Raw genomic sequence first — 21,164 nt, forward strand, 5'->3', positions numbered from 1 at the left:
TTACGAACGCGGCCGGGTCTTCTGCGGGTCGTAGTGCGACAGCGGCACCACGGTCGCCGGCAGGCGTTTCTGCTGGCCATCGAGCTTGCCGATCTCAACCTCGGTGCCGATGGCGGCATGGGTGACGTTGATACGGGCAAGTGCGATCGTCTTGCCGAGGATCGGAGAGCGCGTGGCGCTGGTGATAACGCCGATTTGGGCGCGGCCAACATGAACGCAATCGCCATGGCCGACCGCATCGTTCGCCTGTATGTCGAGACCGACCATCAGGTGGCGCGGATGCTCCTTGCGGGCTATCAGCGCCTCGCGGCCGATGAAATCGTCCTGCTTGGACTTGAGCGGCACGGTGAAGCCGATGCCGGCCTCGAAGGGATCGGTCTGATCGTCGAATTCGTGATGGGCGAAGATGAGACCTGCCTCGATGCGGACCATGTCGAGCGCTTCCAGTCCCATCGGCTTCAGCCCGTAAGGCTCGCCGGCCTTCCAGACGGCATCGAAGACGGTCAGCGCATCCTTCGGATGACAGAAGATCTCGTAGCCGAGTTCGCCGGTATAGCCGGTACGCGAGACGACCACAGGGGCGCCTTCAAAGCCGCTGATCCGGCCGACCGTGAAGCGGAACCATTCGAGCTCGCCGATATCAGGCTGGCGCGGTGCCGTCCAGATGATCTCCTTGAGAATGTCGCGGCTCTTGGGTCCCTGCAGGGCGATGTTGTGCATCTGGTCCGTCGAGGAGCGGACCCAGGCCTTGAAGCCCTTCTTCTCGGCCTGTTCGCGCAGCCATATGCCGCTGTAGTCGTCGCCGCCGATCCAGCGGAAATTCTTGTCGCCGAGGCGGAAGAGCGTGCCGTCGTCGATCATGCCGCCGTGCTCGTAGCACATGGCGGAATAGACGACCTGTCCGGTCGACAGCTTGCGCACGTCGCGCGTCAGGCAGTATTGCAGCAGTTCCTCGGCATCCGGGCCCGTGACTTCGAATTTGCGCAACGGCGACAGGTCGATGACGGCGGCCTTCTCACGGCAGGCCCAATATTCCTCGGCGGGACCTGCGGAGGAAAACCGGTTTGGCAGCCAGTAGCCGCGATATTCGGAGTAATCCCGCGTCAGTGCCGAGAGGCGGGGGTGGAAGGCGGTTTCCCGCGTCAGTTCTGCGTCGGCGTCAGGGGTCATGCGATAGGCTACCGCTCTTGAGAATTTTTCTTTTCCGGAGAAGGTGCGCACGTGGATATCGGTCGGATCCCAGCCGTTGGCGGCGTCGATATCGTCGGGGCAGGAGGAGGAGACGCAGACGAGATCGGTCAGCGCCCGCATCAGCACATAATCGCCCGGCCGCGACCATGGCTCGTCGAGATAAAGCTGGTTGTTGTGGTCGATATTCGTATTGTAGAAATAATTGAGCGCCTCCCAGCCCTTCCGGCCGGGTATGCCGTAGGGCGCCAGCACCGCATTGAAATTGTCGGTGCAATTGACATGGCCGGGATAGCCCATGTCGTCATAGTAGCGCGAATTGCAGGCGGTCGCGAAGGCATCATGGCGGCCGACCGTATCCTGGACGATCTCCACCAGTGGCTCGAAATCGCGGTCGAAAGCCTTGGACGGCAGGCCGGGGGCGGGATAGCTGCGGCCAAGCAGGGTGCGGGTGACAGTGGAATCGAGCGCAAGATCAAGGCCCTTGTCGACTTTGCGGGCGGCAAAGGCCTGGAAATCGGTGCATTGCCGGCCGTAGACATCAATGATCTGGATGAACTCTCCGGCACGGACGAAATAGGCCGATGCTGTCGCCGCCCTGATGCGGATGTCCTCGATCGGATCGGCCATCGGCTCGGGGAGGGCCGCGGCATAGTCGCGGATCAGCGTGCTGCGCCTGATGCGGATCTCGATCGGCGTTGCCGTATCCTGCGCGTCAGGCGACATCGCTGCTGCCGGTGCGGCGGCAATCAGCAGACCCTTCATCGTGATCGCAAACTCCGCGCTGCTGCCGGGAGTGGAGGCTTCGCTGAAAATGCGGATCGCACCTGCCGGGGCGAGATCGGCACCGCGTCGCTCAAGCGCCGTGCGGGTCCGGGCGGCGCCCTCATAACCTGAAGAGAGAATGGCCTTTAGTCCTTCGGCCGAACCGGTGAAGGCTGCGCCGAGGCCGGCCGATTGAAACTGGCCATTTTCGTCGAGGAAGGAAAGCTCGCAGGCTTGTCCGCCTTCGCTGTCGATCAGGGTGACGTGGTCGCCTGCCTCGACGCGAACAACAAGGGATCCACCGCCCTTGCAGCGGTAACGCTCGACACCTTCGGGGAGCGCGGGGATACCGGGATAGCGAATGATGCTTGCCGACACGGGTCGCACCCCTGATATCCCGGGATGGAGATCTCGCATGTGGTCCTCATGAGATTGATGTGCCCTCCGGCACGGAAATCATGCTGACAAAATGCCGCCCGAAAGTAAAGGGATGTTGACTAAAAAGAAAATATCTTCACTATGCATAAAGGGTCGAGACTCGGAAATCCGCTCGGGAGCGCGGATCGAGAAAATGCCGGGCAGCCCATGCATGCCACGGGAGGCACGTTCAGGGAGACGTACGCAAAGCTACGTCCCGAACAAATAGAATGGGGAATTTCATCGATGACGGATATCGTGGACGCCGGCGTTGCCGCCGGCACCGAAGGTAAACTTATACGCGCGCTTGACTGGAAGGGCGCGTTCTGGGTGGCAGCCGGCGTGCCACCGCTTGTTCTCTTCTCCATCGGCGGTATTGCAGGCACGACCGGCAAGCTCGCCTTTGTGGTCTGGATCATCTCGATGATCATGGGCTTCCTGCAATCCTTCACCTATGCCGAAATCGCCGGCATGTTCGCCAACAAGTCCGGCGGCGCCTCTGTCTATGGCGCCACGGCCTGGCTGCGCTATTCGAAGTTCATCGCGCCGCTATCCGTCTGGTGCAACTGGTTTGCCTGGTCGCCGGTGCTTTCTCTCGGCTGCGCCATCGCGGCCGGATACATCCTCAATGCCTTCTTCCCGATCCCGGCGGCGGATTCGCAGGCGGTCCTCGCCTGGATCAGCGCGCATGCCGCTTCAATTACGGCCGATAGCCCCCGCGTCGCCGAATATATTGCTGCCCATGCCGGCACTTCGCCTGAGGATGCGGTCAAGGCGTTGCTGAGCGCTGACGGTATCGCCGCGCTGACGCCGGCAGTCCGCAGCTGGTCACTCGTCAGCTTCAGCATTCCCTTCCTCGCCACCGCCAATATCAATGCCACCTTCTTCATCGGCGGCATCCTGATGCTGATCATCTTTGCGATCCAGCATCGCGGCATCTCCGAGACGGCGAGCGTCCAGAAATGGCTGGCGATCATCGTGCTTGTGCCGCTGCTCATCATCGGTCTCTATCCGATCATCAGTGGCCAGATCGTCAGTGCCAACGTCACCGGGCTGGTTCCGCCGACGGCGGCCTATGCCGGCACCGACGGTACCTGGAGCAATGGCGGCTGGACGCTCTTCCTCGGCGGTCTCTATATCGCCGCCTGGTCGACCTACGGTTTCGAGACTGCGGTCTGCTATACACGCGAACTGAAGAACCCGAAGACGGATACCTTCAAGGCGATCTTCTATTCGGGCCTTGCCTGCTGCCTGTTCTTCTTCCTCGTCCCCTTTGCCTTCCAGGGCGTGCTCGGTCATGCGGGCATGCTTGCGCCGGGCATCATTGACGGGACGGGTGTCGCCGAGGCGCTCGGTGGACTGATCGGCGCCGGCCGTGTCGTCACCCAGCTTCTCGTCGTGCTGATGATCATGGCGCTTTTCCTCGCCATCATGACGGCGATGGCAGGCTCCTCTCGCACGCTCTACCAGGGCTCGAAGGATGGCTGGCTGCCGAAATATCTCGACCATGTCAACGAACACGGCGCTCCGACCCGGGCGATGTGGACAGACTTTGCCTTCAACCTTTTCCTGCTGGCGATCGCGTCCGATGCTGGCGGCTACTTCTTCGTGCTCGCGGTCTCCAATGTCGGTTATATCATCTTCAACTTCCTGAACCTCAATTCCGGCTGGATCCATCGCATGGATTCCGGTCATGTAGAGCGCCCCTGGAAGGCCCCCACCTGGCTGATCGGCGTCAATACCGTGCTTGCCTTCGTCAACGCGCTCTTCCTTGGCGCCGGCGCCAAGGTCTGGGGCTATGCCAACGCGCTCTGGGTCGGCTTCATCTTTGCCGCGCTTATCCTGCCGGTTTTCGCCTATCGCCACTATGTGCGCGATGGAGGCAAATTCCCGCCCGGTGCCATGGACGACCTCGGGCTCGTGGGCCAGGATCTCGGCGTCAAGAAGGCCGGCATGTTGCCATACCTCGCTCTTGCCGCTGGGCTCGCCATCGTCCTGATCGCGAACTGGATCTTCCAATTGCCCGTCTAGGGACTGTCCGGCCGGTATTCTGAAGGATTTCTCTGATGCGTGGCCTCGCACCAGAGAAATCTACGGCGTTCGACATCAAGACGACGTTCGACACCAGCAAGCGGTACTCTTTTCGTCGACGGGATGCAGCACGTGTTGACACGAGAGCGAGAAGATCGAAGCTATACGGGTCCCTGATCAATTCCTGGGCGAATTCGGACTGCGGCGCAGGCAGCGTTCGAGAGAAATTTGACGGTGCCTTTCCTTGTCGTCGATGAAGTCCGCTTCGAGGCGAAAGCCCTGTCATTTCGCGCAATCGCGTCGCAGGTCCGCTGACAGTCGATCGATCACGCGAGATCCCCATCCTTCACTGGCTGGTGGGCGAGGATGTCGCGGGTGCAGCATCTGGTCCATATACCGGTCCACATGCAATCCTGGCCGGGCTGGGACCGGCGTTCGCGCATCGTCTTCATCGTCGATGGCATTGCACCGGCGGCGATCGAGCGATCGGTCAACGCCTTCAACGGGCTCGGTGCGGCACAACGCGCGCCGGAGCGGGTCGAGGAGATGCAGCCATGAGAAAAATGCCGACGCCGAAGAGTTTCCCAATACAGGGGGCCGGATCAAGCTGCGCATCCTGGGCACGGCGATCTCGCTGCTGGAAGAACTTCGGCTCGGTGTCGAGCGCGATCTCGGCATGGATATTGAATTCGACAGTCAGGACTTCACGACCGCCCAGCACAAGGCGGCGCTGGAGCCGATGGCCTACGACATCTACGACCAGTGCTTCCACAACCTCGACATCGTCTGGCACTGGCGCGCCGTACAGCCGATCGACATCGAGCCGATTACTCTCTGGAACGAGATCACTGATCTGACCAAGACGGGCCGCATCGGGCCGAATGCCCGGATCGGGCAGGGCGATCTACGAATTTGCCTTCTTCGGTGCATGCATCAAGTTACGCGGCGCGATGGGCACACCGATGCGACCAGTGGCGATGCCACTGACCTGAGCGCAGGGGCCGGATGGTGACATGCGGATGGAAGTGAAATTGATGATCGTGAGCCGGTAGTAGGAACCGTGATAACAGCACCACTGTTCAAATCCATTCAGGGCCACCAATACGGTAAGGCAGCTTACCGTCCGAGGCAGGCAATGTGGCCGCCGGTCTGCTCGCGAGCGTCAGAGGTGCGTGTTTCCAACAGACGTGGCCTCGCGATGTGAGGGTGGTGTTGTGATAACGCGGAGGCGATGCGGTGCTATCGCCTAATGTTGTCTAATCGTGCCAAGCCGAACTAAAGCATAGCCCGCACCGCCAATTTGAATCAAAAGGTCTGCTCTCATTTCCCTGTCGGTGACGACCTTGATTTTGGTCCATTTGTCTATCTTGGTATCGAGCGGAACAGGCAAGCCCTCTCGCAACAAGAGGGTGAACTCGGGCGCTCTCTCCGACTTATAGATGCAAATCCTCATTGCACGGCACCCCAACTGCACAGATTTATGACAGTTATATTGCAGTGCGCTATCTACTATTGCAATGCCGCAGAATCTTCTTCGCAAACATGCCCAGGTAGATTGCCGTCCTACCGGCAACATGCCGCCGCATCTTTTGGCTCTGGGCCTGAGTCCGACTTGAAGGTCGGCCGATCAGCTTTCGCAAAGCTAGCAAGGGCACACCTCGCGTGACGATATAGTCGAGATCGGGTGATCGCTCGTGCGGCCGAGCAGGTAAGGAATAGTACACCTCGATCCGCAGTGACGAATGGCTAGCGGTGGCTAACAAGTCACGTGTTCGACCGGTACAGACCGCTTCGACGATCGTCGGAGACACTGCCGCGGCTGCGACATGAAATCATGCAGCGATGCGATCCCCAAAGTCGGAATCGTCGAATTCATGTTGTCTCGTCTTCCAGTATTTTGACAGGCCGGTCCCACTGGATGAGCACGACACAGCCGGTATCGCTCCAGACCGAATGCTCAGTGCCCGGCGCATTGACGATGTAGCAGCCGCGGCCGTAATCGCCCGCTTCGTCGGATTGGACCCCATCCAGAACGAGAATTGTCTCCAGACCCTCGTGCCGATGACGGGGAACCGAGGCGCCAGCCCCGTATTTCAACAGTGCCACGCCGGGCTGATCGCCTTCGAAGGGGCGTATCCAGTGGATCGTCACCTCCTCGCGGAACGGATCGAATTCCAGCTCCTTCCAGCCACCGGCTGTGACCAGTTCGCGGGTCGTTTCAGGCATAAGCGATGCTCTCCAGGATGTCGTCGACATGGGCCGTCCAGCCGACGATCGCACCCTGGGCGCGGATCATGGCGATGGCGGCCGCCTTGAATTCGGGGAAATAGCTTTCCGTCGCTTCTTCGGCGAGCAGACATTCGTAGCCGCGGTCGTTCGCCTCTCGCATCGTCGTCTGCACGCAGACTTCGGTTGTCACGCCTGCGAACACTAACTGTTTGATACCCTTCTGCTGCAGGACGTCGCAGAGCTCAGTCGCGTAGAAGGCACCCTTGCCGGGCTTTTCGATGACGATTTCGCTCTTGAGGGGAGCGAGCTCCGGCAGGATTTCGGTTCCAGGCTCGCCGGTTATCAGGATGCGGCCCATGGGACCCTCGTCACCGATGCGGAGCGCTGGGTTGCCGCGGTTGCGTTTTGCCGGCGGCAGGTCCGATAGGTCGGGTTTGTGGCATTCCATCGTATGGATGACCGGCAGGCCGGCATCGCGGAAGCCCTGGATGAGACGTTTGACATCGGGCACGATCCTGGTGATGCGGCTGACATCGTTGCCGAGACTTGCGCCGAAGCCGCCGGGCTCGGCAAAATCGCGCTGCATGTCGATGACGATGAGGGCAAGCCTGTCGTATTTCACCGGAAAGGGGAAGGGTTCTGCCTTGATCTCCGCCATCAGTGATATCCCGCCATGTGGGCGCCGATGACGCCGATATCGGCGGATAGGGCCGGCGTCTCGTAAACCAGCTTGCCGTCGGATATCACCATGATGCGGTCGGACATTTCGAGCAGTTCATCGAGGTCCTCGGAAAGCAGCAAGACAGCGGTGCCCGAATTGCGGGCTTTCATAATACGGGCCCGGATTTCGGCGACAGCCGAAAAATCGAGGCCGAAACAGGGGTTCGAGACGATGAGCAGATCCACCTCGCCGGTCAGCTCGCGGGCAAGCACGGCGCGCTGCACATTGCCGCCCGAAAGGGCCGCGATCGGCGAGGAAGAGGAGGCCGTCTTCACTTTGAAATCCGAAATCAGGTCCGTGGCGCGCTTCTTCATCTTGCCCTTGTTCAGCCAGATCGCGTCCTTGCCGTCGGCTTTCAGGTCGAAGGTGCGGAAGGCGAGGTTTTCGCTGACCGTCATGCGCGGGGCACAGGCGTTCTGCAGCGGTTCCTCGGGGATGAAGCGGACATTGTTCTTGCGAGTCTCGGGCCGGGTCGCTCCGTAGGTCTCGCCGTTGACGCTGACACGGCCGGTATCTGTCGGCCTTTGGCCGGCAAGGATTTCCGTCAGTTCCTTCTGGCCATTGCCGGATATGCCGGCAATGCCGACGATCTCGCCAGAGCGGACCGTGAGATTGTCGATCTCGATGGTCTTGAGTCCCGATCGGTCTGGCGCCTTGATCTGCTCGACCGTCAGCACGTATCTGGCACTTTCAGTAACGGGAATGCGGGTGTCCAGTTCGGCCAGCTTGACGTCGCCGATCATCATCGCCGCCATGTCGGCGGTGGAAAGCTCGCCTACCTCGCCAGTGCCGACGAGCTTGCCGCGCCGCAGGACCGAAACGGCGTCGGCAAATTTCGTGACCTCGTGGAATTTGTGGGAGATCATCAGCACGGTCAGCTCACCGCGCTTTGTCATGGCGCGCACGAGGCCGAGCATCTCGTCGGCCTCGGCGGGTGTGAGCACCGAGGTCGGCTCGTCGAGCACCAGGAAGGATCGGCCGAGATAGAGCTGCTTGACGATCTCGAGCTTCTGCTTCTCGCCGGCGGCAAGCTCGCTCACCGGGCGGTCGAGCGGGATCTTGAAAGGCATACGCTCCATGAAGGCGGCAAGATCCTTGCGCTCCTTCGCCCAATTGATGATGGCGGGCACTTCGGCGCGACTGATGACGAGGTTTTCGGCACCCGTCAGTGACGGGACCAGCGTGAAGTGCTGGTAGACCATACCGAGGCCATAAGTTGCCGCATCCTTCGGCGAAGCGATCGCTACTTCGCGGCCATCGACGGAAAGTGAACCCGATGTTGCGTGGTAGAAGCCCATGATGCATTTGACGAGCGTCGATTTGCCGGCGCCATTTTCGCCGAGCAGCGCGTGGAAGCTGCCTGGGGGCACCTTGATCGACACGTGGTCGAGTGCGGTGAAACTGCCGAAGCGCATCGTCATGTCGATGGTGTCGATGCCGACCGCCTTGCCGGATTGCGGAAGGGGTGTGTCGCGGACTGTGCTCATGGCAGCTGGCTCACGAGCGTTTGCGAATTGGAGACGGAGCCGAAGACCCCGCCCTGCATTTTGACCATCTTGATTGCGGCCAGATGATTGCCGTAATCGGTCGCGCCGCAGCAGTCTTCCAGAAGCAGGCATTCGTAGCCGCGGTCGTTCGCCTCGCGCATGGTGGTGGAAACGCAGACATCTGTGGTGATGCCGGTCAGGATGATGTTCTCGATGCGCTTCTGGTTGAGGATCAGTTCCAGATCGGTAGCACAGAAGGAGCCTTTGCCCGGCTTGTCGATGATCGTCTCGCCCTCGATCGGATAGAGCTCGGGAATGATGTCCCAGCCGGGTTCGCCGCGTGTGAGGATGCGCCCGCACGGACCGGGGTCGCCGATGCCTGCACCGATGCGCTGCGAGCGCCAGCGCTTGTTGGCCGGCAGGTCGGCAAGGTCGGGGCGATGGCCCTCTCGTGTGTGGATGATATGGTAGCCCTTCGCCCGCATCGCGGCCAGCGTCTTCTTGGTGGGATCGATGGGCGCTTGGACCAGCGAGAGGTCATAGCCCATGTGATCGACATAACCGCCCTTACCGCAGAAATCCGTCTGCATGTCGATGATGATGAGTGCCGTATTATCAGGCCGCAGGGCGCCGTTATAGGGCCAGGCATAGGGATCGGCGTCGATATAATGTCCTTTGGTCCTCACCGTGGCGTCCATCGTCTCTTCTCCTATTCACCCGCGAGTTTGAATGTTTCGCCGTAGGCGCGCGCTGGCTTGCCGAAGCCGCAGGACGTGCCATCCGTGACCTTGACTTGGTCCTCCCAGGGGAGGCGGTATTTGCCGGCGATGAGGTCGTGCATGTAGGTGTAGGGCGCGTCGCCTGCGCCGCCGGCAACGGCGACATAGCCGCGATGGCCGAACTGGTAGATGTTGTTTTCAACGCCCCAGCCGAGGCGGGCTTCGCGCACGAGGTCGGGGCGCACTTCGGCGGTGATGATCTCGTTGACGCGTCCCGATATCCCGTGAGCGATGATCGAGCCATCGAAATTGCAGATCATGCCTTCGCCCATACTGTCGAAGGTGCCATCGGAGCCGCACATGCAGACGCTCGCCGTGACCATGAGATTGCAGAAGGCGTTCGACTGGTTGGTAAAGCGCCAGCTGTCGCGGATGGGTGCCGTATAACCGGCAGTGCGGATCATGATTTCCGCACCCCTGTAAGCGCATTCGCGGGCCATTTCCGGGAACATGCCGTCATGGCAGATGATGAGCGCGAGCTTTGCGCCCTTTGGCCCGTCGATGACGGGAATGCCGAAATTGCCGGGCTCCCAAGGCTCGACCGGCACCCATGGGTGCATCTTGCGGTAATAGAGTTTCAGGTCACCCTTATCGTCGATGATGATACCGGAATTGTAAGGCATACCATCCGGGTTCAGCTCCATGATGGAGAAGCATCCCCAGATCGCATTCTCCCTGCAGGCCTTCTTGAAGGCTGCGACCTCCGGTCCGTCGAGCGTGCACATGATCTCGGGGTTGATATCCATCGACAGGCCGTGCAGCGCATATTCAGGGAAGACGACCAGATCCATGCTCGGCTGGTTGCGGCGCGCCTTGCCGACGAGATCGACGATCAGCTGCGTCTGGCGGGCAAGATCTTCCCTCGTCACGGTGAGGGGGAGCTGCAACTGCACGAGACCGATGCCGACGCCGTGTTCCGATTTGTTCAGTCCGCCGAKGCCGTTCATGGCTTCGTTCCTTTCATGCTTATTTCGTCAGGGAAAGCGCCCCGGGTGCACCGGCGAGCGAACGCGTCGGCGAGGAGGTGGCGATCATGATGACCAGGGTCAGCACGTAAGGAGCGGCGTAGAAGAGATAGTAGCCTTGGGTGACGCCGACCGATTGCAGCGCCGGGCCAAGCGCACCAGCGCCACCGAAAAGAAGGGCGGCGAGGAAGCAACCGATCGGGTTCCAGCGGGCGAAGATGACGAGCGCCACGGCCATCAGACCCTGACCCGATGAAATGCCCTCGTTCCAGGATCCCGGATAATAGAGCGAGAGGTAGGCGCCGCCGATGGCTGCCAGTGAACCGCCGACGGCGGTTGCGAGCAGACGTACACGATCAGGATTGATGCCCATGGCGCGTGCGGCATCGGTGCTGTCGCCAACGACGCGCAGGATCAGGCCGATCCGGGTATTCTTGAAGGCCCACCAAAGGATGAAGGCGAGAGCTGCGCCAAGCAGGAAGAGCACGTTGATGTTTAACGCCGCCTGGATCTGCGGCATGGTCGACCAGAAGCCGAGTGGTATCGCCGGCAGATGCGGGGCGGCAGGCTGGATGAAGGACTTGCCGAGGAAGAAGGCAAGCCCAAGACCGAACTGCATCATGGCAATGCCGATGGCGATATCGTTGACCTTCGGCCATTTGCAGATCCAGCCATGCACGAGGCCGAACGCCGCGCCCGTCGCCATGGCCGAGAGCACTCCGAGCCAGGGCGAATTGGTCATCACGGCGACGGCGTAGGCCGTCATGGCGCCGAAGACCAGCGTACCTTCAAGTCCAAGATTGATGCGGCCGGAACGCTCGGTGACAGTTTCGCCGAGGCTGACGAAAATGAAGGGCGTGGACACGCGGATGGCGCCTGCAAGGATGGCAAGGGGCACGCCCCATAGGCCGATGCCTGTCTCTTCCATCAGAGGCTCCTTTTCCAGAGGTCGGGATTGAACATCTTGAAGCGGCCGTAGAAGGTCTCGCAGAACAGGATGACGATGAAGAGCGTGCCCTGCAGGACCAGCACGGTGGCGTCGGGCAGGCCCATGCGGCGCTGAATAAGACCGCCGGAGGCATCAATGCCGCCGAGCAGGATCGCAACGGGGATGATCGCCAGCGGATTGTGACGGGCGAGGAAGGCGACGAGGATGCCGGTATAGCCGTAACCGGCGGCAAGCGATGCATTGGCACTGCCCTGGACGGCTACGACCTCGATCATCCCGGCAAGTCCCGCGAAACTGCCGGCGATTGCGGTGAAGCTGGTAATCAGCCTGCCGACCGGCAAGCCCTGGATCTGAGCAGCGCGCACATTGCCGCCGGCGATGCGGGCGGCAAAGCCGAAACTCGTCACTTCTATCAAAATCCAGGAGAGAATGCAGGCGATGATGCCGATGACGAGGCCCCAATGCACGTCCATGCCGGGGATGTTGCCGAGCATATATTCCGGCGGCAACGGCTTGGTCGATGGCTTATTGAGGCTGGCGGGATCGCGCAGTGGCCCCTCGACGAACTGGTTCATCAGGGCGATGGCGATATAGGACAGCAGCAGCGAGGAGATCGTCTCGTTGACGCCGCGATAATGGCGCAGGAAACCGGCAAGGCCGATCCAGATGCCGCCGACCACCATGGCGGCGATGCCCATCACGATGAGGGTCAGGAGGACAGGTGCCGAGCCGGCCAGCGGCATGGCCATGGCTGCAGCGGCAACGCCGCCCAGCACGACCGCTCCTTCCCCGCCGATGATGACGAGGCCGAGGCGGGCCGGCAGGGCGACGCAAAGTGCCGTCAGGAGAAGGGGTGCGGCACGACTTAAGGTGTTCTGCACCGAAAACCAACTGCCGAAGCCGCCGGTATACATGAGCTGGAAGAGCATCGCCGGCGATTTGCCGATCGCCAGTATGAACAGGGAGAAGAGCGCAAGACCGATCAGGATGGCTGCAAGGCCGATCATAGCAGGTTCGGCGTGTCGCGCGATCCATTCGAGGGCGGGGCGCAGTGACGCCGGCTTTTCGGAAGCGACTGATAGTGCGGGATCATTGGCCTGAACGGTCATGGCGCTTCTCCCCTGACGGTTTACGCTGTTGACCCGACGACGCCCTCGACCAGGTAGTTCATGCTTTCGAGCTCGATCGCATCTTCGGCGTAGCCCTTGCCGGCCGCGACGACGGTCTCGCCCTTATTGTCCTTCAGTGGACCCTTAAACACCGAGAAGCTCCCCTTCATCATCTCCACCTGCGTCGCTTCGAATGCCTTGCGACCCGCCTCGGAAACGCCAGGACCGAGCGCGCTCATCTTCACGAAACCGTCCTTCAGGCCGCCGCGCACGAAGTTGCCGAGCTTCTCGCCCGCCTGCGCCTTCTTGACGAAGTCACTATAGACATTGCCCCAGGCCCATTCGGCGCCCGTGAGGTATTTCTCGGGCGCAAGCGGGCTCTGATTGGCGTGATAGCCGCAGACGAAGGCGCCTCGGCCGGCGGCCGTTTCCACGACCACCTTCGGGCTGTCGACATGGCAGGTGATGACGTCGGCGCCTTGGTCGATCAACACATTGGTGGCTTCGGCTTCCTTGACAGCGAGCGACCATTCGCCGGTGAAGATCACCTGACAGGTGATCGTCGGATCAACGGAGCGGGCGCCGAGCAGGAAGGCGTTGATGTTCTGAAGAACCTGCGGGATCGGCTTGGCGGCAACAAAACCGATCTTCTTGCTCTTCGTCGCATGACCGGCCGCGATGCCGTTCAGATACTGCCCCTGGAAAATATAGCCGAAATAGGAGCCGGTATTGGCCGGGTTCTTGCCCTCCTGCCACAGTCCGCCGCAATGGCGGAACTGGATATCAGGATATTTGGCGGACATAGCCAGCATATGCGGGTCGAAATAGCCGAAGGAGGTTGGGAACAGCAGGGTGGCGCCGTCGAGATTGATCATCGATTCCATCGTCTTCTGAACGTCTACCGTCTCGGGAACGTTCTCTTCTTCAACGACGGTGACGCCGGCCAGCGCCTTGACGGCAGCAGCACCCTCGGCATGCGCCTGGTTGTAGCCATAGTCATCCTTGGGGCCGACATAGATGAATCCGACCGTGAGAGCCGTCTGGGCAAGTGCGCGCGAGGAGAGGAAACCAGGTGCTGCGCCGACGAAAGCGGCGGCAGCAGAAGCCTGAAGGAAATGGCGTCGTTTCATGGAAAGGAGTCTGGTCATCGGAATGCTCCCCTACGGCGGTCTTTGCCGTTTCGATTGGTTACTCAAAAGTGTATGCAACGGATGTGCCAGATTCTACTGCTATGATTTTACGAGGAAATCTTTGGTCGCCCGGTTGATGCGATTGAAAGTGCATGCAATTTGATCGTCGAATAAGATCGAAAATTATGCATCGCATAAAAAATAATCCATCATCACCGTTGGCGACGGATTCTCCACCAGCCTGAGCGACAGTCTCAAAATATAATGTTGCATTATCAACGCGATACCTCTGCATTGACTTTAAACAACCGAGCGGGCATGTGTATGCAGCCACAACAAGGTAGAATCGTTTCTTGAAGCAAGTCAGGCGCAGAGAGATCATCCGGGCTGGAACGACCGTCGAGCAGATGGTCCGGGCGATTGCCGACTTGATCGTCACCGGGCAGATGCTGCCGGGCGAGAAGCTTGATGAAGTCTCACTCGCTGTTCGTTTCGAGGTGTCGCGGACCCCGGTGCGGGAGGCGTTGCGCGAACTCGGAGCAATGGGGCTTGTCGGTCGGGAGCCGAACCGCAGCGCAGTCGTCACCAACGTGACCGAGGCCTATCTGCATTCGATGTTCGAGGCGATGGCGGAACTCGAAGCGATCTGCGCCAGGCTCTCGGCCGAGCGCATGACAGTCGACGAGCGGCGCACCCTGGAACTGGACCACAAGGCATCGATGAGGCTGGTACGTGCCGGCGCGGAGGAAGAATATTCCGCCCACAATACCGAATTTCACACCCGCCTCTACCGAGGCGCGCATAACGATCATATTTTCGAGACAGTGACGCAGACGCGTGCGCGGCTCGCACCCTTTCGGCGAGCTCAATTCCGGCTGCCCGGGCGCTTGGCAAAATCCTACGAGGAGCACGGCCGGATCGTAACCGCCATCATGCGAGCAGATGGCCCCGTCGCTGCGCAGGCGGCATATTCCCATGTGGAAATTGTCAGCGATGCCAGCGTGGTCTTTGCAACGGCCGGAGAGGCGTGAGCGCGGGACGCCTGACCAGGTGCGTCGCATTGGCGAGAGTGCAAAGCCACGACGCACATGATCGCCATGGCCGCTCGCGGGATCTACTCTGCAGCTTCGATAAAGCGGTGCCGTTCATGGAGGAATTTCAAAACCGCTTCACGACATTTGAGATATGTCCGGTCGGAAGCGAGTTCGATGCGATTGCGAGGGCGGGAGATGACCACGTCGAGCACTTCGCCGATGCGAGCCGCCGGACCGTTGGTCATCATCACGATGCGGTCGGACAGCAGCACCGCTTCATCCACATCATGGGTGATCATCACCATCGTGTTGCCTAGCCGAGCGTGGATTTCCATCACCGCGTCCTGAAGATGGGCGCGGGTCAGTGCGTCGAGCGCGCCGAAGGGCTCGTCGAGCAGCAGGATCTTCGGCTCCATGGAAAGCGCACGCGCAATGCCGACGCGCTGTTTCATACCCCCCTGATATTTCCGAGGGTCGCTTATCTTTGGCATGCGCCATCTGCACGAGATCGAGATTGGCCATGACCCATTCATGCCGCTCGCTCTTGGTCTTCGTTCGGCTGAAGACCTTGGACACGGCGAGATTGACGTTGTCGTAGACCGTCAGCCACGGTAGGAGCGAATGGTTCTGGAAGACGACGGCGTGTTCCGGACCTGGCTGGTTGACCTCGCGGTTTTCAAGCAGCACGGCGCCCTCAGAAACCGGCGTCAGACCGGCAATGAGATTGGACTTGCCGCAGCCAGAATGGCCAATGATCGAGACGAACTCGCCCTCGCAAATCGTCAGGTTGATGTCTTTCAGGACCTCGGCGCGCACGCCGCCCCGATCGACTCCTATCGACATCATCGTCAGACATGGAAGCATTCTATGGCGAATGCGGTACCCCTCGGTCCCGCCTCGTCACCTGATCCTGCGGCGACCGAACCGCCTCGAGGCACTTCGTGCCTCGAGGCCGGCGAGCATCGCCAGCAAGAATCTTATGAGATGATACTTCACGCTCATTTCATTTCGGTATCCGTTGATCTGTCACGTAGGCGCGCCAGCCCCCCAATTCGGTGATTTCGCGCGCGCCATCGATTGCATGAGCCTCGCAGAGAAAACCTGAAATCTGGGAACCGTCATCGAGCGTTACCTTGCCTATGCCGAGCGGGGCCGGGATATTCTGGACAAAAAGCCCGAAAGCTTCCGCGGTGACTTTCCAAACCTCAACTTCGAGGCCCTTGCCATCAAAGCCGGGTTCGCGGATGAGGCCTGGCTTCGGCGGGATGGTATCGGGCAGAACGAAGAGGCGGTAGTCCGGTGCAGTCCGGCAGGATTTGACGCGCCTGCCACCTGGTCGGGTCAATTCGTGGTTGAGAGGCATGCCGGTGAGATGCGCCCCGACGACGACGATCGGCACCAAGCCGTCATCGGCCTGCGGCAGGCGGCTTTGCTCGGGGATCACCGCAAGACGATCCTTGCCCATTCCTGCGTTCGAAGTCCGATGCATGGCGTCTGCGAAGGGGGCGAGGGCGTCATCGCTAAAGGCAGGCCCGATCAAAGTCACGCCAGCAGGGAGATGACCGTTGGCGTCGAAGCCGGCTGGGACGGCGATCGCTGCGCAATCGAGCAGGTTGACGAAGTTGGTGTACCGGCCGAAATGGCCGTTTTTCACGATCGGATCCGCCATCATGTCTTCGACCGTATAGGTGGTCGGCGATGTTGGCAGCATCAGGATATCGGCCTTTTCCCATTGCCTCACCGTCTTCTGGCGCAGCGCTTCCAGCTTGTACCGGCCTTCGAAAGCGGCGACCGCGTCATAGGCTTTCGCGCCCTCGATAATGCTGAGAACCGTCGGGTCGAAATCGGCGGCATTCGTGGCAAGAAAATCCTTCACCGCCGCAAGCCGCTCGGCGACCCAGGGACCGTTGTAGAGCAGTTCAGCTGCCTGCCTGAACGGCGCGTAGTCGAAGGGAACGATGGTGGCGCCGAGTGCGCGCGCTCTTTCGATTGCGGCATCATAGAGAGCCTCGACGTGGCTGTTGCCGAAGAATTCCCGTTCCGCTCCGTCGAGCACGCCGATCCGCAAACCGGAAGCGGGCAGGCCGGACGGAACCGCTTTGCGCGAGAACGGATCGGCGGCATCATATCCCTCCATCACCTTGCGGATCGCGACGCCGTCGCCGACCGTTGCAGCAAAGACGGTGACGACGTCGACGCTGCGGCAGGCAGGCACGACGCCGACATTCGGTACCAGTCCCGGTGTCGGCTTTATGCCGACGAGATTGTTGAAGGCAGCCGGTACGCGCCCGGAGCCTGCTGTGTCGGTGCCGAGCGCGAAGCTCGCCAGGCCCGAGGCGACGGCAACCGCCGAGCCGGAGCTAGAGCCGCCCGACACATAGTTCCTGTCGAAGACTGAGCGCGGCGCGCCGTAAGGCGAACGCGTGCCGTTGAGGCCGGTCGCAAACTGATCGAGATTGGCCTTGCCGATGACGATCGCGCCCGCAGCCCTCAGCCTCGCGACGACGGTTGCGTCCCTCTCGGGATCGTAGGAAAATGCGGGGCACGCGGCCGTTGTCGGCAGACCTTCCACATCTATATTGTCCTTCACCACGAAAGGAATACCCCAGAGCGGCAGGCTGTTCGGCTGAGGCGCGCGCTCCATCAGGGCGCGTGCCTCAGCTCGCATCGTATCGTCTGGCGTCGGCGTGATGAAGATTGCCGGATCCATCGAAGCCGCGCGACGGACAATGACGGTCTCGATGACCTCCAGCGGCGTTGTGCCCGCCTCATAGGCTGTGCGAAGGCTGGTCAGATCAAGAATGGTCGGCAGCATGGTTCAGCATTCCTCCAGAACAACAATGATATCGCCCGCTTTGACATTGCGTCCGGGGCCGGCACGCAGGTCGCGGACGCGGCCTGGCGCATGTGCGGTGACGTTGATTTCCATTTTCATGGATTCGATGATGGCAAGCGTATCGCCCGCCGCAACCGGTGCGCCCGGCTCGACCAGCAGTTTCCAGATATTGCCGGGCACGGCGCTGGCCACGCCGAAACAGCCTTCGGGAATATCGCCATCGGGGCCTTCGCCGATACCTTCGTCAGTGACGAAGGTGTCGAGGCCCGCCTCCTTCCAGCGCTGGCGCTCGGCTTCGAAGGCGGCCTGCTGGCTTGCCTTGAAGGTTCCAATCGAGGCGGCATTCGCCTGCAGTTCTTTCTCGTATGCAGGGTAGGAGAATTCCGTCTCTTCGATGCGGACGGGATAGCCCCCGTGCGGGAAGGCGCTGCGCGCCTCCTTCAGCTCCTGGTGGCTGACAGGAAAGAAGCGGATCTGATCGAAGAAGTTCAGCAGCCAGGGCTTGCCCTCGGCAAAGACCGGTGTCTGCCGCCAGGTGTTCCACACCTGGATGGTGCGGCCGAAAAGCTGGTATCCGCCGGGCCCTTCCATGCCATAGATGCACATATAGGCACCGCCGATGCCGACGGCATTCTCCGGCGTCCAGGTGCGGGCCGGGTTGTATTTCGTGGTCACCAGCCTGTGGCGCGGGTCGACCGGGGTGGCGACCGGCGCCCCAAGATAGACGTCGCCGAGGCCGAGCACGAGATAGCTGGCGTCGAAGACGACGTCGCGCACGGCCTGTTCATCCGCCAGCCCGTTGATGCGCCGGATGAACTCGATATTGGAGGGGCACCAGGGCGCATTCGGCCGCACGAGCTCCTGATATTTGCGCATGGCAAGTTCGGCATCCGGGTCATTCCAGGAGAGCGGCAGATGCACGATGCGACTCGGCACCTTGACGTCCTCCGCCGTCGGCAGACTCGCTTCGATCTCGGCCAGCAGGCCGAGCAGGCGTTTGCGGGTCAGCGTCGCGCCGTCATAATGGATCTGCAGCGAGCGGATGCCGGGCGTGAGATCGATAATGCCGGGCAGGTGGGCCTGCGATACGGCCTGCATCAGAAGATGCACTCTCAGCCGCAAGGCAATATCGAGCGTCATCGGCCCGTATTCGACCAGCAGATTGTCATCGCCCTGACGGCGGTAGACGACTGAGACCGGTCCGTCGTCGCGCTTGCCGATGATGGGCGAGCCGGCATCCTCCTTCGCCCGATGCACCGCTGGACCGGCGATGGGGTCTTCGGGACGAGAGATGGGGTGAAAGCAAATGCGATCACCCGGCTTGAACTGGCCCATTTTCCATTGTTCGTCGCGAGCGATCACCGCCGGGCAGACGAAGCCGCCAAGCGATGGCCCGTCCGGTCCGAGAATGATCGGCATGTCGCCGGTGAAATCGATCGCGCCGATCGCATAGGCAGTGTCATGCAGGTTGGAGGGATGAAGGCCGGCTTCGCCGCCATCGCTGCGCGCCCATTTCGGCGCGGGGCCGATCAGGCGCACGCCGGTGCGGGCGCTGTTGAAATGCACCTCGTAGCTCGTCGAAAACAGGGCCTCGATATCGCCATCCTCAAAAAAATCCGGTGCGCCGTGCGGACCGTAGACGACACCGACATCCCATTCCCGCGTCAACTCTGCCGCCTCGGTCGCCGGCTTCGGTGCATCGGCGGCCGCCTGACGGGCAAGGTGCAGCACATGACCTGTCTTCAGCGTGCCGGTGGCATTGCCGCCGAACTGGCCGAGGCCGAAGGTGGCGCGCGAGCCGAGCACGACAGGGGCGGCAAAACCGCCCGCCACGGCGAGGTAAGCCCGCTGCCCGGGGCCGTCTATGGTGCCGATCGACAGGATCTGGCCGGCGCGGATGGTAACCGCTTCGTCATGCGGCAGTTTTTCACCATCAGTGCTCATCGCCATCCTTGCGCCGGCAAGGGCGACCACCGTATCGGTGTGAAATTTGAGGACCGGGCCTGACGCCGTCAGTTCCAGTGCCGCGACTGTATCGTCGTTGCCGACGAGACGGTTGGCGTGACGGAAGGAGCGCTCGTCCATCGGCCCGCTTGGGGGCACGCCGACATGCCAGAGGCCAAGCCGTCCCGGCAGTTCCTGGATGCTCGACTGCGCGCCGGGCGCAATCACCTCGATGACATCGGGCACGAAGGAAAAATCGCGCAGCGCCGTCGTCCCCACCTTGCCGCTCGCCAGAAGCTCGGAGCTGGCGATGGCCCTGAGATAGTCCAGATTGGTCTCGATGCCCGATATTGACATGTGGGCAAGGGCCGCCTTCAGTTTTTCGATCGCCGCCGGGCGGTCCTCGGCCGACACGATCACCTTGGCGAGCATCGGATCGTAAAAGGGTGTGACCTCCGTGCCGGTCTCGATCCAGCCGTCGATGCGCGCGTCTTTAGGAAAAACGACCTCCGTCAGCAGGCCGGCACTCGGGAGGAAATCCGCATGCGGCATCTCGGCATAGACGCGAACTTCGATCGCGGCCCCTTTCGGCTGCAGAGCCTCCGCACTGGACAGCACACCCTCGCCCGCGGCCTGCCGGATCATCCATTCGACCAGGTCGATGCCGAACACGGCTTCGGTGACGGGATGTTCGACCTGCAGGCGGGTATTGACCTCAAGGAAGTAGAATTCCTCGCGCAGGGGATCGTAGATGAATTCGACGGTGCCGGCGGATTCGTATGAGACCGCCGCGCCGAGGTCGACGGCTGCCTTGTGCAGGCGGGCGCGGGTTGCCGCCGAAAGGCCGGGGGCCGGCGTTTCCTCCACGACCTTCTGGTTCCGTCGCTGTAGCGAGCAATCGCGCTCGCCGAGCGCGATCACCTGGCCTTTTCCATCGCCGAAGATCTGCACTTCGACATGGCGTGCCTCAGCCACAAAACGCTCGATATAGACTCGCGCATCGCCGAAGCTTGCCCGCGCGGTGCGCTGCACGCTTTCGAAGGACACCTTCAGGCTTTCGGCATCGGCGCAGAGCTGCATGCCGATGCCGCCGCCGCCAGCCGTGCTTTTCAGCATCACGGGATAACCGACCGTTTCCGCCGCTGAGAGCGCTTCGTCGGCACTCGACAGCAGGCCGGTGCCGGGCAGCAGCGGCACGCCGCTCGCTTTGGCCAGTTCGCGCGCCGTATGCTTCAGGCTGAAGGCGGAGAGATGTTCGGGGCGGGGACCGATGAAGGCGATGCCTTCGGCGGCAAGCCGCTCGCCAAAGCCAATATTTTCCGACAGAAAGCCGTAGCCGGGATGCACCGCCTCGGCCCCTGTTGCCTTGCAGGCGGCAATGACGGCATCGACATTGAGATAGCTTTCGCTGGCAGGCGCCGGCCCGAGACGGATGGCCTCATCCGCCATCATCGCGGGCTTGGCGAAGCGGTCGGCATCGGAATAGACGGCGACGGAGGCAATGCCCATCCGTCGCAGCGTCTTGATGACCCGGATGGCGATTTCGCCCCGGTTGGCGATCAGGACTTTCTTGAACATGC

General features: G+C 61.4%; 15 protein-coding genes and 1 pseudogene. 4 read left to right on the plus strand and 12 right to left on the minus strand.

Annotated features, from left to right (window positions below):
- Entirely contained in the window at positions 1–2,370 is a 2,370-nt protein-coding gene (locus AC1DUP_RS24205; protein WP_477835001.1) for a DUF1989 domain-containing protein, read from the minus strand.
- A gap of 246 nt (positions 2,371–2,616) precedes the next feature.
- Between AC1DUP_RS24205 and AC1DUP_RS24210 the strand changes: the two genes are divergently transcribed.
- The 3 genes from AC1DUP_RS24210 (at position 2,617) to AC1DUP_RS24220 (ending at position 5,413) form a co-directional block, all read left to right on the plus strand.
- Entirely contained in the window at positions 2,617–4,401 is a 1,785-nt protein-coding gene (locus AC1DUP_RS24210) for an APC family permease (protein ID WP_477835003.1), read from the plus strand.
- 375 nt (positions 4,402–4,776) lie between these two features.
- On the plus strand, positions 4,777–4,959 hold the full coding sequence (locus AC1DUP_RS24215; protein WP_477835005.1) for a CobW C-terminal domain-containing protein: 183 nt from the start codon (positions 4,777–4,779) through the stop codon (positions 4,957–4,959).
- Positions 4,913–5,413 (plus strand): hypothetical protein, encoded by a 501-nt coding sequence (locus AC1DUP_RS24220; protein WP_477835087.1) that lies wholly within the window; start codon positions 4,913–4,915, stop codon positions 5,411–5,413. Before AC1DUP_RS24215 ends, AC1DUP_RS24220 begins: the two co-directional genes overlap by 47 nt.
- Before the next feature lie 860 nt (positions 5,414–6,273).
- Here AC1DUP_RS24220 and AC1DUP_RS24225 read toward each other — a convergent pair.
- From AC1DUP_RS24225 to AC1DUP_RS24260, 8 genes are read right to left on the minus strand one after another with little or no spacing between them, the layout of a single operon-like run.
- A complete protein-coding gene (locus tag AC1DUP_RS24225) occupies positions 6,274–6,627 on the minus strand; it encodes a cupin domain-containing protein (protein ID WP_477835007.1) in 354 nt (117 codons plus the stop codon).
- The gene (locus AC1DUP_RS24230; RefSeq protein WP_477835009.1) at positions 6,620–7,288 is read right to left on the minus strand and encodes a cysteine hydrolase family protein; all 669 of its coding nucleotides are present in this window, start codon (positions 7,286–7,288) and stop codon (positions 6,620–6,622) included. The genes AC1DUP_RS24225 and AC1DUP_RS24230 overlap by 8 nt, the downstream gene beginning before the upstream one ends.
- The gene (locus AC1DUP_RS24235) at positions 7,288–8,838 is read right to left on the minus strand and encodes an ABC transporter ATP-binding protein (RefSeq protein WP_477835011.1); all 1,551 of its coding nucleotides are present in this window, start codon (positions 8,836–8,838) and stop codon (positions 7,288–7,290) included. Before AC1DUP_RS24235 ends, AC1DUP_RS24230 begins: the two co-directional genes overlap by 1 nt.
- On the minus strand, positions 8,835–9,536 hold the full coding sequence (biuH, locus tag AC1DUP_RS24240) for a biuret amidohydrolase (RefSeq protein WP_477835013.1): 702 nt from the start codon (positions 9,534–9,536) through the stop codon (positions 8,835–8,837). The genes AC1DUP_RS24235 and biuH overlap by 4 nt, the downstream gene beginning before the upstream one ends.
- Before the next feature lie 11 nt (positions 9,537–9,547).
- A complete protein-coding gene (locus AC1DUP_RS24245) occupies positions 9,548–10,564 on the minus strand; it encodes a formamidase (RefSeq protein WP_477835015.1) in 1,017 nt (338 codons plus the stop codon).
- A 19-nt stretch (positions 10,565–10,583) separates the two neighbouring features.
- The gene (locus AC1DUP_RS24250) at positions 10,584–11,510 is read right to left on the minus strand and encodes an ABC transporter permease (RefSeq protein WP_113309967.1); all 927 of its coding nucleotides are present in this window, start codon (positions 11,508–11,510) and stop codon (positions 10,584–10,586) included.
- Complete coding sequence (locus tag AC1DUP_RS24255) at positions 11,510–12,640, minus strand: ABC transporter permease (RefSeq protein ID WP_477835017.1); 1,131 nt, start codon at positions 12,638–12,640, stop codon at positions 11,510–11,512. The genes AC1DUP_RS24250 and AC1DUP_RS24255 overlap by 1 nt, the downstream gene beginning before the upstream one ends.
- Positions 12,641–12,660: 20 nt before the next feature.
- On the minus strand, positions 12,661–13,788 hold the full coding sequence (locus AC1DUP_RS24260) for a BMP family ABC transporter substrate-binding protein (RefSeq protein ID WP_477835019.1): 1,128 nt from the start codon (positions 13,786–13,788) through the stop codon (positions 12,661–12,663).
- Between the two features lie 335 nt (positions 13,789–14,123).
- Between AC1DUP_RS24260 and AC1DUP_RS24265 the strand changes: the two genes are divergently transcribed.
- A complete protein-coding gene (locus AC1DUP_RS24265) occupies positions 14,124–14,801 on the plus strand; it encodes a GntR family transcriptional regulator (protein ID WP_477835021.1) in 678 nt (225 codons plus the stop codon).
- A gap of 83 nt (positions 14,802–14,884) precedes the next feature.
- Here the strand turns inward: AC1DUP_RS24265 and AC1DUP_RS24270 are convergent.
- The 3 genes and pseudogenes from AC1DUP_RS24270 to uca form a co-directional block, all read right to left on the minus strand.
- A pseudogene (locus AC1DUP_RS24270) lies at positions 14,885–15,668 on the minus strand (ABC transporter ATP-binding protein).
- Positions 15,669–15,807: 139 nt separating this feature from the next.
- A complete protein-coding gene (atzF, locus tag AC1DUP_RS24275) occupies positions 15,808–17,619 on the minus strand; it encodes an allophanate hydrolase (RefSeq protein WP_477835023.1) in 1,812 nt (603 codons plus the stop codon).
- A gap of 3 nt (positions 17,620–17,622) precedes the next feature.
- A complete protein-coding gene (uca, locus tag AC1DUP_RS24280) occupies positions 17,623–21,162 on the minus strand; it encodes an urea carboxylase (RefSeq protein WP_477835025.1) in 3,540 nt (1,179 codons plus the stop codon).
- Between the last annotated feature and the right edge of the window lie 2 nt (positions 21,163–21,164).

The sequence above is a fragment of the Rhizobium sp. 01L419 genome, assembly GCF_056400025.1.

Coding starts and splice junctions, on each gene's coding strand:
- AC1DUP_RS24230 (WP_477835009.1), bottom strand. CDS start 7,288: ATGGCGGAGATCAAGGCAGAACCCTTCCCCTTTCCGGTGAAATACGAC.
- AC1DUP_RS24235 (WP_477835011.1), bottom strand. CDS start 8,838: ATGAGCACAGTCCGCGACACACCCCTTCCGCAATCCGGCAAGGCGGTC.
- AC1DUP_RS24255 (WP_477835017.1), bottom strand. CDS start 12,640: ATGACCGTTCAGGCCAATGATCCCGCACTATCAGTCGCTTCCGAAAAG.
- AC1DUP_RS24210 (WP_477835003.1), top strand. CDS start 2,617: ATGACGGATATCGTGGACGCCGGCGTTGCCGCCGGCACCGAAGGTAAA.
- AC1DUP_RS24260 (WP_477835019.1), bottom strand. CDS start 13,788: ATGACCAGACTCCTTTCCATGAAACGACGCCATTTCCTTCAGGCTTCT.
- AC1DUP_RS24205 (WP_477835001.1), bottom strand. CDS start 2,370: ATGCGAGATCTCCATCCCGGGATATCAGGGGTGCGACCCGTGTCGGCA.
- AC1DUP_RS24225 (WP_477835007.1), bottom strand. CDS start 6,627: ATGCCTGAAACGACCCGCGAACTGGTCACAGCCGGTGGCTGGAAGGAG.
- uca (WP_477835025.1), bottom strand. CDS start 21,162: ATGTTCAAGAAAGTCCTGATCGCCAACCGGGGCGAAATCGCCATCCGG.
- atzF (WP_477835023.1), bottom strand. CDS start 17,619: ATGCTGCCGACCATTCTTGATCTGACCAGCCTTCGCACAGCCTATGAG.
- AC1DUP_RS24250 (WP_113309967.1), bottom strand. CDS start 11,510: ATGGAAGAGACAGGCATCGGCCTATGGGGCGTGCCCCTTGCCATCCTT.
- biuH (WP_477835013.1), bottom strand. CDS start 9,536: ATGGACGCCACGGTGAGGACCAAAGGACATTATATCGACGCCGATCCC.